We start from the raw sequence: 11227 nt of genomic DNA, 5'->3' as shown, positions 1-11227 counted from the left end.
ATCATATCTATAAACTCCGAAAGAAATGCATCAAGACAGGGCCGGACCGCGCCCGCACCCCACTGTCGCCAACGGTATCGCCAATGGGCTCAACCTGTTCAACCCTGCAAAGCGCACCGCCCGAGGCCCTGCCCCGAGGTCCGACAGCCGGGTCCCGCACCGGGGTCCGACACCGGGCGGTTTCCCCCGGCGCCGCCGCCGCCGGCCACAGGAAAAGCTTGCATCGGGGGGGAAATCGGCCAACTTGGGCGCGCTGACAGACATGCAACGATGCAGCCAGACGAAAAGGTAAAAGAGTGACCCAAGCCCCCGACGCCGCCGCAACGCCCGCCTTCGCCGACCTGCAGGGCCATCTCGACGCTCTGCGCACGCGCGATCCCGTCACCGTCCGGGCCGGGCATGAGGATCTGGGCGAGGGGCTGTGGCTGTCCTGCGACCCCGCCGGCCAAACCGAGATGACCTGCGGCCCCGACGAGGCCGGCTTCCGGCTGACCGTTACGGGGGCCGACAGCGGCGTCTGGGCCAGCTTCGGCATGCGGCTGCCCGCCGATGTGCTGTTCCGCGGCCGCTATCTCGGCCTGCTGATCGAGGCCGAGCCCAGCGGGCTGGTCAGCTTTTCCCCCACCCTGCGCTATCGCTTCCGCGACGGCGGCCTGCAGGATGCCGGGCTGCCCGACCCGGTGGTGCTGCCCGGCGGGCCGCAGGTGCATCTGAGCCATATCCCGATCGATCCCGCCCTGGCCGAGCGCACCGGCGATTGCGAACTGAACCTGTTCTTCCACAGCGATGCGGTCGACATGCGGGTGCTGCGGATGGAACCGCTGCTGATCTCCTGATCGCCCGGCTCGAAACGCCGCCCGCAAATCGTCCGACAACCGCCGAAAGCTGTCTCCGGGCTCAGCCCGTGGCCGGCGCCGCGGTCTCCAGCACCGCCTGCAGCTCCCGCTGCAGCGCGTCGGCCAGCCGCGTCCGTTCCGCCACCCACAGCGCCGGGTCGCAGAACAGTGCCGCCAGCCGGTGCTGGGCCTCGGCATAGGCCTCGAACAGCTCCCGCGTCCAGCGCTGCCCGGCGATCCGGTCGGCGGCCCCCGCCGGGCTCAGCCCCCAGAGATTCAGCCAGGACGGCTCCGGCAGGCCGAACTCCCGCAGCCGGTGCCCCGGCCCCGCCACATAGAGCGGCAGCGCGCCATTGGCGAAGGCGTCGAAGATCTTCTCGGTGATATACTGCGGCTGGTGGGTGTTCTCGATCGCCCCGACGATCCGCGCCCGCCCGTCCATCCGGATCATCTTGTCGAGATACCAGTTCTCCAGCTCGAACCGGCTGGGGCCGCCCTGCCAGCTGCGGCCCAGCCGTTCCACCCGGCCCACGGTACAGGCCTCGGCCAGCTCGGTACGCCAGGAACACAGCCCCCGCAGCCCCGCCTCCGGCCAGGCCACCGCGTGATGCGGCTCCGGCCGGCGTTCGAACATGAAGCTCAGGTCGATCTGCCGGGCCTCGAACAGCGCCCGCCAGTCGGCGGCGGAGCGTTCGGCATTGCGGGCGAACCGCGCCGCATAGGTGCTGGCGAAACGGTGGTTGGTCAGCAGGTAATAGGGGATCCGGTCGAAGGCGAAGACCGCGCTGGTCTGATGGTTGATCTGGATCACCGGCAACCGGCCGTAGCCGGTGTCGATCCAGCGCTGCCGCGCCAGCGGCCGGCGCCCCCAGATCGTGTCCCAGAAGGGCTCCTCCGACAGGATCACCACCGGCCGGCGCCGGCGCCGCCAGTCCTCGACCAGGGCGCGGGGTGCCTGTTCGACATCCAGCGAATGGGCAAAGAGATAGAGATCGGCCTGATCCGGGCGCGCCACGCTTTCGACCGTCGCCGCAAACAGCGGCTGCAGCGCCCGATAGCTCAGCGGCATCCGATGCGCATGCCGCCCGGTCCCGAACACCCTGATCCTGGCCTGCCGTCCCGCCGTCATCTCCGCTGTCTCCCGCAGCCTTGCCCCGCCGCCTGTCCCGTCGGCTCATACCCCGGTCTGATACCGCACCCCGGCGCGGGAAACACGCCCAAAACCGCCCCCCGCCCACCCGGTCGGCAGCGCCCGCGCACTCGCCCCGGGCGGCGCCGGCCCGGGCCAGCCAATGCTTGCCATCCTGTGGAATCTGCTTGTAAAAAGGCGGGAGTCCGGCGGGCATGCTCGATTGGTCCGGCCCGGAATAATGTCGATTTGCATTCAAGGAAGACGCTTGTGCGAGATATATCCAGACATGCGCCGCTGACCGTCTGGAGTCCGACCGGAGAAGACGCCGCGCCGATCCTTCAGGTCCTGGCGGAAGGATATAATCTCGACATTCGCGACAACCTGCCCGATCAGGCCCCGGCCGAGGGCACGCTGCTGCTGCTGCACCTGGCCCCCGCGATCGCGATCTGCCGCGCCATGGCCGCCGGCACCGGCCCGGAGGCCGCGCTGCGGGACTGGCAGGCCCAGACCCGGGCGATTCTGGCGCTGAACCGCCGCAACCGCCGGGGCAGCCGGGTGCTCAGCATCACCGCAGCGCTGGACCACCCCGCCGCCTTCCGCGACCGGTTCGGCCTGCCCGCGGGCAGCGGCCCGGGCGGCGCGCGGCGCAACGATCAGGACAATCTCTTCCTGCTCACCCTGGCGCAGCAGATGCTGCACAACGACCCGCAGAACCGGCTGCTGATGGCCGAGCTCGATGCGGTGTCGATCGGCCTCTCCGACAGCGCCCCGGCCGATCCCGTCGACCCCGAAGCGGTGTTCCAGGCCTATCAGGGCAGCCAGTCCGCGCTGGAGGAGGCGCAGCGGCTGCAGCGGGAAAACCTCGATCTGCGCGGCGAGACCGAGCGGCTGAGCGCGCGCAACAGCGCGCTGGAAACCGCCGATCACGACCGCACCGCCGCGCTGGAAGAGGCGCAGACCGAAATCGGCCTGCTGCAGCTGCAGGGCCAGGAGCTGCAGGACGAGCTCAAGATCCTGCTCGAGCGCAATGCCGAGATCGCCGGCCAGCTGCAGGCGCAGGAGGCCGAGACCGCCACCAGCCAGCAGCAGGTCGCGGATCTGGAGCAGCACAACGGCGCCCTGCAGGAGCAGCTGGAGGCGCTTGGCCGGCAGACCGCCGGGCTGGAGGCCCAGCTGGCCGAGAGCGACGCGGCGCAGCGTACCTCGGGCAGCGTGATCTCGCTTTTGCAGACTCAGGGCCGCGAATTGCAGGAAGAGCTGGAGGCGCTGGCCCGGCGCAATGTCCAGCTGACCGAGGCCAGCGCGAAACTGCCGGCGCTGGAACGGGAGCTGACCCGCACCCGCGACACGCTGAAAGGCCGGCTCTCGGGCAAGGAAGACAGCCTGCGCGCCGCCGACGAGCTGATCCGCCAGATGAAGGCCCGGCAGACCGCCCTGCGAGCGGAGCTGGCGCTGATGACCGCCCGCGCCGCCGACAGCCAGGGCGAGAATACCGTGAAACAGGCCCGGATCGCCGGGCTCGAGGACGAGCTGCGGACGCTCCGCGAGGCCCTCGGCCGGGCCGAGGCGGAATTGCACCATGTCTACAACTCCCGCTCCTATCGGGTGACGGGCCCGCTGCGCCGCATCCGGGCGCTGCTGTCCGGGCAACGCCCGGCATGATGCCGGCCCCGGCCATCGCAACGGGCCATCAAACGGAGGCTTGACCGCCCATGCTGACCTCTCTCCTCGCCGACCTGCCCAGACCGGTCGCCCGCATCCTGCATATCGGGGCCGGCGCGGGCGCGGAGCTGCCGGCCTATCTCGGGACCGGGGCCGCCTCCGTGCTGCTGGTCGAGGCCGGCGCCGAGGCCGCCGCGGCCCTCGCCCTGCAGGCCGGCCGCGAACCGCGGGTCGATACCCTTCAGGCGGCGGTTTCGGGCGATCCGACGCCGCGCCCGTTCTACCAGACCAATTTCCCCGAGCTCGACAGCCTGCGGCCGCCCTCCGAGGCGCTGCGCGAGATCTTTCCCGGGCTGCGCATCCAGTCGGAAAAGACCGTCACCCCGCTCGATCCCGCGGCCCTGCTGCGCGACCGGCCGGCCGCCGACGCGGGCAGCCAGCTTCTGGTTCTGGAAACCCCGGGCGAGACCCTGGGGATCCTGCAGGCGCTGGCCGCCGCGGATCTGCTGCATGTCTTCGACACCATCGTGCTGAAAGACTGGATCGACCCGCTTTACGAGGCGGCCGCGCCGCTGGACCAGATCCTCGCCTATCTCGCCGCGCAGACCTTCCAGGCCGCGCCCGAGGCCCGACCCGAGGATCCCGAACGGCCCTGGGTCATGGCCCGGCTGAACCGCGATGCCCTGGCCTGCCGCCGCACCGCCGAGACGCTGCAGCACGAGCTGGACACCGCCCGGGAGCTGATCGCCACGCTCACCGCCGAACGCGACACCGCCCGCGGAACTCTGGCGGACCGCGACGCCGAAGCCGCGGCTTCGCGGGAGCAGGCCGAGGCCCACAGCCGCGAGCGCGACGAGGCTCGTGCCCTGCTCAACCAGCGCGACGCGGAAATCGCCGCGGCCCGCGACCAGATCGGCACCCTCACCGCCGAGCGCGATGCCGCCCGCAGCGCCCTGGCCGAGCGTGACGCCGAAGCCGCGGCGGCGCGGGATCAGGCCGAGGCCCACAGCCGCGAGCGCGACGAGGCCCGCGCCCTGCTCGGCCAGCGCGACGAGGAAATCGCCGGCGCCCGCAGCCAGATCGGCACCCTCACCGCCGAACGCGACGAGACCCAGAAGGCGCTGGCCGAACGCCGGAACGCCCTGACCGCCGCCCAGGAGCAGATCGGCACCCTCACTCGCGAACGCGACGAGGCCCGCGGCGTTCTCGGCCAGCGCGACGAGGAGATCGCCACCGCCCAGGCGCGGATCACCGCCCTGAGCGCCGAGCAGAGCGAGATCCGCCAGGCCCTGAACCAGCATCAGGGCGATCTGGCGACGGCCCGGGCCCAGGTCGATGCCCTGGTCGGCGACCGCGACGCCGCCCGCGACGCCCTGAAGACCCGCACCGCCGAGCTGGGCGAGGCGCGGGCCCAGATCGCGACCCTGACCGCCGCCCGCGAGACCGACCGCAGGACCAGCGAACAGCGGCTGCAACAGAGCCGCGATGAAATGCTCAAGGCCGAGGGGCAGCTGCGGCTGCTCAAGGACCTCATGGTAAGCAGGGACAGCCTGTGACAGAGACTGACCAGCGATCCGCCGCCGGGACCCGGCGCACCGGCAAGACCGCACCGCCGCCGGCCGCCGCCGACGACGGTCTGTTCCGGGAGCGCACCTTGTTCGATATCGCCCGGCAAGCCTGGGACCGGGCCGACTGGCCGGCGCTGGCGGCGCTGGCCTCGCAACCGCTGGAAGACGATCCCGAGCGGATGCGGCTCGCCCTGCTGGTCGCCGCCGGCCTGGCCCAGACCGGCAGCCCCGAGGGCGCCCGCAGGCATGCCAAGCTGGCACTGGACTGGGGCGGATCGCCCCGGCTGCTGGCCCAGGTCCTGATCAGCGGCGCCTATAACAGTCTCGGCCGCGCCGCGCTGGTGCTCGGCCACGAGACCGAGGCGACCCAGTATTTCGAGGCCGCTCTCGCCCCCGCCAGCCGGGCCGACACCCCCTCCGATGCCGGCCGCAACCGGCAGGCCGAGGAACGGGCCAATCTCAGCCAGGCGCGCGGCCCGGCGACCGGTGCGCGCCGCGCCACCGGTCCGGCGCCGCGGATCGCCGCCGGGCTGGAGCCCTTCCACAGCCATCTGCCGGACTGGCGGGCCGGCAAGGATCTGCCCTATCTGATCGAAACCAAGTCCCTGCCGCGCTCCGGGCTGCATTACCTGAAGTCCAGCTTCGAGGCGATCCTCGGCGACCGCTTCTCCTTCTGCGAATGGTATCAGGAGCCCGGCTGCTGCCGGCAGCACCCCTGCGTGGTGTCGAAATTCGCCCTCGGCACCGCTGCGGCGGACAACCATCCCGTGCGCATGGTCAAATCACACGACTTCGCGCTGACCGATCCCGCCTATGCGCCACCCCCCGGTGTGCTGCGTCTCGTGCTGGTCCGCGACCCGCTGATGATCCTGACGTCCTGGTGGGCGCTGGACGAACTTGAGCGCCATTCCGATCTGCTGGCCACCCGCGGCATCCGGATGGAAAAGATCTATTTTCTGCATGAGAAAAATATTCTCAAAGCGGCCCATGAAGAGATCGAGAAAAACTTCCGCCCGGTCCCTCCGGGCCGTGTCGATCAATGGCTGCAGCAGAAATCGGAGTATATTTCCGGCTTCCTGAACAAATGGTGCGCCGATCCGCACGAACAGGTCAGCGTCCTTCATTACGATAAACTTCCAAAATTCATTTCCAAATTCGTCAAAGACAGAAAAGATGTATTTTCAGAAAAGGAACGAAAATCTGCCGCCCGATTGCAATCGGATACGCAGCATTCATTTCACCCCAGATCCTCTGCATTCCACTCCGGGGTGCGGCAAATCACCGAAACGCTTCTCGATCAGAAGGCGGCCTTCCAGGCCGCCTGCGACCGCATCCGCGACAACGACCGCAGCGGCACGCTCTGAGCAGACTCACCCCGCGCCCGGGGCCCGGTCGGCGGGACTTCGCCGACCGGGGTCGCGCGGGGCGTCGCGCAGGGGCGCCGACCGGGCCCGGAAACGCCTGAAAAACCCTCAAACCGACCCCGGCCTGACCCGGGGGGAGCTCCCGGTTCAAAAGCCCCTTGAACCCTGCAGAGCACCCCGGGCAGATTGGCCCCGGCAGAGTTTCACACAGATGGGGCACCGGCACCGGCGCTTGGTTGCACAACAGGACAAACCCAGCTAAGCCCTTACCAACGTGAGATTTTATGTCGCTGAAGCGACAAAAAAAGGCGATTTGCAGAATGTTTCAGGATACCAAATTCGTGGGTCGCTACGACCGTTACCCCGAGACAGGTGGAGACCGGAAAGCCGAGGGCGGCCTGCGCCTGCAGGGCGGTGGAAAGCAGAAGAATTCCACCACCCCGCTCGTCACCATCATTACCGTCTGCTGGAACTCCGCCGAGACCATCGAGCAGACGATCAAATCCGTTATCGCCCAGACCTACAGCAACATCGAATACATCATCGTCGACGGGGCGTCGAAAGACAGCACCATCGACATCGTCCGGAAATACGAGAAAAACGTCGATTATTACGTTTCCGAACCGGATCGCGGCATTTACGACGCGATGAATAAAGGCCTGGAATTGGCACAGGGCGATTATATCCTGCTGCTCAATTCCGACGACTGGTATCAGCCCGACGCGGTCAGCCGGCTGGTGGCCGCCCAGCAATTCAGCGGCTGCTCATTCACCGGTTCCCTGGCCCGCTATGTCAATGAGGACGGCAGCTCGCATGTTCTGCCCAGCATGACCTACGATAAATCGGTCCTGCTCCGCATGCCGCTGCGCCACGAGACGATGCTGATCCCGGCGGCGCTCTACGACCGGATCGGCCCCTATGACACCGCCTTCCCGATCATCGCCGACTTCGAGCTGACCGTCCGCCTCTACCAGGCCGGCGCCACCTATTACGAGGTCGGCGCACCGCTGCTGAACTTCCGCACCAGCGGCGTTTCCAACACCGCGCTGGATCAACTTCACGGCGAGCACCGGGCGCTGCTGTCCCGGGTCTTCCCCTTCCTGTCGGAAGAGGAGCTGCACCGGCTCGGCGACCATTCCAAGGCGCGACCCGAGGATTTCATCGAGGTGGCCAATGCCCATCTCGACCAGCCCGATTTCGTTCTCGCGGTCCGCTCCATGCTGCGGGATTTCAAACGCCTCTGGGGCGGTCCCTGGGGCGAGGCCCCGGTCGACCAGCTGGCCGCCAACGACGGCCGCTATCCCGATGTCAGCATCGTCATGCCGGTGCATAACGCCGCCGCCTTCGTCACCGAAACGGTGCAGGCGGTGCTGTCCCAGGATCTGCAGAACATCGAGGTGATCTGCGTCAACGACTGCAGCAGCGACGAAACCGCCCCGGTGATCGAGGCGCTGCGCCAGCGCGATCCGCGGGTGCGGCTGCTCAACAACCTGCGCAATCTCGGCCCGGGCGGATCGCGCAACGTCGGCATCCGCGCCGCCCGCGGCAAATACGTCTTCTTCCTCGACGCCGACGACGGACTGCCCGCCGGGGCGCTGTCGCGGCTGTTCGCCAGCGCGCAGAAACACGAGAGCAGCATCGTGCGCGGCGCTTTCCAGGTCGAGCGGCGGATTCACGGCCAGATGTCGCAGGGGGTGAAATACCCCGCCGGCATCTCCGACCGCACCGTCGCCCATACCACCCTGTCCGAGATGCCCGAGCTGCTGGCCTCGACCGAGGGCCACTGGGCGGCGCTTTACGAACGCGATTTCGTCGAGACCATTCTCTACCCAGAGAAACTGCGCATGGGCGAGGACAGCCTGTTTCTCACCAAGGCCATCTCGCTGGCCCCCAGCATCACGCTGATCCCGGATGTCGTCTATGTCTATAAGGACAACGCCGAAAGCGCGATGAACACCTACGACATCGGCAAATACATGGACGAGGTCGACTGGCGCCGCCGGTCCTGGGGGCTTCTGGACGGCGCCGGCCAGCGTGAGCGTGCCGATTTCTTCCTGTTCGACTACTGGAACCCGCCCTTTTTCGGCCAGCTGGACGAAACCCTGGACGAGACCCAGCACCGGGCCTTCTACAAGGCGGTGCTCGCCGCCTTCCGCGCCGCCGGGGCGCCGGATGCCTCGCGCTGCACCAATCCCGAGCTCTACGAGATCTTCCAGCGCAACTTCATCCGTCACCAGCTGATCCAGGCGCCGCCGCCGGCCGAGCCGCCGGTTCAGGTGGCGATCCTGACCACCTCGGCGCAGGGCGGGGCCGGCATCGCCAGCCAGCGCAGCATGACGGCCCTGCGCGAGGCCGGCGTCGGCGCCTTCTCGATCTGCATCTTCAAGAACGGCGAGCCGCCCAATGTCTTCGGCGCGCCGCTGACCCCGGCCGCGGCCGAGGCCCAGGCCAAGGGCGGCACCGAAGCGCTCTGGCAATACTGGCTGGATGCCATCTCGGTCGACCAGGCGCAGGCCCGCGAGCTGTTCTCCGGCCCCGGCAACCTGGTCATGGGCGAGGTGCTCGGCCGCGAGCTTTCGGCGATCGACGTGATCCACCTGCACTGGGTCTCGGGGATGCTGGATTACCCGCAGCTCGAGAAGATCGTGAACGACCGGCCGGTGGTCTGGACGCTGCACGACATGAACCCCTTCACCGGCGGCTGCCACTATTCCGAGGGCTGCGAGGGCTACAAGGACCAGTGCCGCGACTGTCCGCTGCTGGCCCCCGGCGTGCAGACCGCGCATGAGAACTGGCAGATCAAGCGCGACGCCTATTCCAAGATCGAAAACCTCCATATCGTCTGCCCGTCGCAGTGGCTGGCCGATTGCGCCCGCCAGAGCTCTCTGTTCGAGGGCCGCGAGATCCATGTGATCCCCAACATCTTCCCGGTCGGGCATTTCACCCCCACCAACAAGATGGTCGCCCGGCTCCGGCTGGGGCTGCCGCTGGACCGCAAATACATCATCTTCGGCGCCGACAGCCTGGACAACCGGCGCAAGGGCGGCCAGTACCTGCAGCAGAGCATCGACCGGCTGGTGCAGCTCGGCGCCGCCGAGGGGGTCGAGGGGCTGTTCTTCGGCTCAGCCAATCTGGACACAGCCATCCCCGGCCATAACATGGGCTATATCTCCGACCCGAAGCGGCTGTCGCTGCTCTATGCCGCCGCCGATGTCTTCGCCTTCCCCTCGCTGGAGGACAACGCGCCGCAGACCGTGGTCGAGGCGCTGCTCTCCGGCACCCCGGTGGTCGGCTTCCCGGTCGGCAACGTGCCCGAGCTGGTGACCCATCACGACACCGGTTACATCGCCGAATACGGCGATGCGGAGGATTTCGCCGCCGGCCTGGCCTGGGCACTGGAGAATCCGCGCACCCACGAGGCGCAGCTGCGCGGGCTGCGCGGCCATATCCACGCCCGCAATTACCACAATCAGGAGGCCGCGATGAACCAATGTCTTGAATTATACCGCAGAATACGTCACGAAAGTTCATCGTGATGATGCGCACTCGAACAGGCAGAGGTAGGAATACGCACTACGAGGGAGGGCACATTCGTCTCGCCTCCGGCAGATGCTCTCCCCGGGGTCAGCGACACAACTCGGTCTCTTTTGTATGTACCCCGCCTTACGGAGACCAAGTATACGCGATCGATAAAACAAACTATTTATGTAAATGGAAAAACGGCCATGAGCTCCCCTTCTAAAAGCATCGCCTGCGTGTCCATGCACAAAGCAGGCAGCACTATCACGGACCAGATACTTGTAGATTTTTGCACAGCACGTGGCCTCGAGATGGATCGCATCTCCCTAATTGCGCCCTCTTCACCGCTGCCGCTGGATCAAGTTTATATTCAACATCAGAAACAAATGCGGGATGAGGGCGTTTATTATGGCGTAATACGGGGCCCTTGGGCTTCAAGAATGCCAAAACTGAAAGACCTAAAAGTTATCGTTCAAGTCCGCGACCCCCGCGACTGCATTACCTCCGCCTATTTTTCCTATCGCCAATCCCATGTTCCGCCAAAAGACTCAGACAAACTGAAAGCTTTTCTAGAACGGCGTGAAGCAATGAAAGAAATGAACATAGATGAATATGCCCGCGGAGAGATCTCCAATTATCGCAACCGACTACAAGTCCTACGCAACCTGGTAGAAGAGCACAATGACGTCCTCGTTCTGAAATACGAGGAAATGGTTCTGAACACAGAATCCTGGCTAAACCGGATCTCTGATTTCATAGATCAGCCGCTAACGAACGAGCTACGCGTCACACTGGGGGAAAAGATCGACTTCACCCCAAAGAACGAGGATCCCAGCAAGCACAAACGCCAAGTTACACCCGGCGATCATCTGCGAAAAATGAGCCCAGAAACGATCGACGCACTGGATGAAGGCATGGCTAATCAGATGCAGTTCTTCGGATATCAAGACTGACCTGAACGGAGCCGCGGTAAAGTTGGGAGTTTCGTAACGCCCCCAACAATCGAACGAATTGGATAAATCTATATGACCCGCAAAGCACTCATCACCGGCATCACAGGGCAGGATGGCTCTTATCTGGCTGAGTTTCTCCTGGAAAAAGGCTATGAGGTTCACGGCATCAAGCGCCGTGCCTCGCTGTTCAACA

General features: G+C 66.4%; 8 protein-coding genes. 7 read left to right on the top strand and 1 reads right to left on the bottom strand.

The genetic code is table 11. The features are described from left to right. The first annotated feature begins 296 nt into the window (after window positions 1-296). Window positions 297-836, top strand: coding sequence for a hypothetical protein (locus tag QO033_RS24900; protein WP_284483402.1), 540 nt, complete (start codon window positions 297-299; stop codon window positions 834-836). 61 nt (window positions 837-897) lie between these two features. Here QO033_RS24900 and QO033_RS24895 read toward each other — a convergent pair whose 3' ends face one another. Further along, window positions 898-1965 carry a hypothetical protein gene (locus QO033_RS24895; protein WP_284483401.1) on the bottom strand — a complete coding sequence of 356 codons (1068 nt, stop codon included), beginning with the start codon at window positions 1963-1965 and terminating at the stop codon, window positions 898-900. Between the two features lie 270 nt (window positions 1966-2235). On the opposite strand from QO033_RS24895, the gene QO033_RS24890 reads away from it, so the two are divergent. The 6 genes from QO033_RS24890 to QO033_RS24865 form a co-directional block, all read left to right on the top strand. Then, window positions 2236-3630 carry a coiled-coil domain-containing protein gene (locus QO033_RS24890; protein ID WP_284483400.1) on the top strand — a complete coding sequence of 465 codons (1395 nt, stop codon included), beginning with the start codon at window positions 2236-2238 and terminating at the stop codon, window positions 3628-3630. 50 nt (window positions 3631-3680) lie between these two features. Further along, complete coding sequence (locus QO033_RS24885) at window positions 3681-5186, top strand: coiled-coil domain-containing protein (protein ID WP_284483399.1); 1506 nt, start codon at window positions 3681-3683, stop codon at window positions 5184-5186. Beyond that, window positions 5183-6562, top strand: coding sequence for a hypothetical protein (locus tag QO033_RS24880; RefSeq protein WP_284483398.1), 1380 nt, complete (start codon window positions 5183-5185; stop codon window positions 6560-6562). Before QO033_RS24885 ends, QO033_RS24880 begins: the two co-directional genes overlap by 4 nt. Before the next feature lie 320 nt (window positions 6563-6882). Next, complete coding sequence (locus tag QO033_RS24875) at window positions 6883-10098, top strand: glycosyltransferase (RefSeq protein ID WP_284483397.1); 3216 nt, start codon at window positions 6883-6885, stop codon at window positions 10096-10098. A gap of 189 nt (window positions 10099-10287) precedes the next feature. Further along, the gene (locus QO033_RS24870) at window positions 10288-11034 is read left to right on the top strand and encodes a sulfotransferase domain-containing protein (protein ID WP_284483396.1); all 747 of its coding nucleotides are present in this window, start codon (window positions 10288-10290) and stop codon (window positions 11032-11034) included. 72 nt (window positions 11035-11106) lie between these two features. Next, the coding region (locus QO033_RS24865; RefSeq protein WP_284482010.1) for a GDP-mannose 4,6-dehydratase at window positions 11107-11227 on the top strand (121 nt) is incomplete at its 3' end.

The organism is Pseudodonghicola flavimaris (assembly GCF_030164425.1).
GTDB classification, from domain to species: Bacteria; Pseudomonadota; Alphaproteobacteria; order Rhodobacterales; family Rhodobacteraceae; genus Pseudodonghicola; species Pseudodonghicola flavimaris.
The sequence above is the reverse complement of the archived record's forward strand: the minus strand, read 5'-3'. Positions and strand labels throughout refer to the sequence as shown.

What these genes read in the sequence shown, in the direction of transcription:
- QO033_RS24895 (WP_284483401.1), bottom strand. Translation starts at nt 1,965, where the DNA reads ATGACGGCGGGACGGCAGGCCAGGATCAGGGTGTTCGGGACCGGGCGG.
- QO033_RS24885 (WP_284483399.1), top strand. Translation starts at nt 3,681, where the DNA reads ATGCTGACCTCTCTCCTCGCCGACCTGCCCAGACCGGTCGCCCGCATC.
- QO033_RS24875 (WP_284483397.1), top strand. Translation starts at nt 6,883, where the DNA reads ATGTTTCAGGATACCAAATTCGTGGGTCGCTACGACCGTTACCCCGAG.
- QO033_RS24870 (WP_284483396.1), top strand. Translation starts at nt 10,288, where the DNA reads ATGAGCTCCCCTTCTAAAAGCATCGCCTGCGTGTCCATGCACAAAGCA.